Annotated in this window: 1 pseudogene; it reads left to right on the plus strand. The window is 46.5% G+C overall.

The features are described from left to right. Positions 1 to 96: 96 nt before the first annotated feature. Positions 97 to 579: pseudogene (locus tag R7127_RS26820) on the plus strand (1-deoxy-D-xylulose-5-phosphate reductoisomerase); the annotation flags it as partial.

A 579-nucleotide genomic window follows, 5' to 3' on the forward strand; every position in this document is an offset into this window, starting at 1 on the left:
ACTGCTGCATTTCCAGTCTTTGCTCTTCTATACTACGTATTCTAATTTATCGGGAGCGGCTTCATCGCTCCTGAATTTTTCTAACGGTCTTACATCATGCAAAAGTTAACGATTCTTGGTGCAACAGGCTCAATAGGTGCAAGCACCTTAAAAGTGGTTGAACAAAACCCAGAGCTGTTTTCTGTGGTCGCACTAGCGGCTGGCACTAACGTTGAAAAGATGGTGGCACTTTGTCGCCAATGGCAGCCTAAATTCGCAGTAATGGCGGATAAGGCTGCGGCTGTTGCTCTGCAATCAGAAATCCACACCATTTCACCAAATACAGAAGTGTTAGGTGGTGTTGATGCACTTTGTCATGTGGCTTCATTAGAAGAAATAGATAGCGTAATGGCAGCCATCGTTGGTGCAGCGGGTTTGTTGCCAACCATGGCGGCCGTTAAAGCGGGTAAGCGCGTATTGCTGGCGAATAAAGAAGCGCTTGTCATGTCTGGACAGTTGTTTATTGATGCCGTTGAACAATACGGGGCAGAGTTGCTGCCAGTAGACAGTGAACATAATGCTATTTTCCAGTGCCTACCA

Origin of the sequence: Vibrio sp. 1159, assembly GCF_033340395.1 — a bacterium.
Lineage (GTDB): Bacteria > Pseudomonadota > Gammaproteobacteria > Enterobacterales > Vibrionaceae > Vibrio > Vibrio alginolyticus.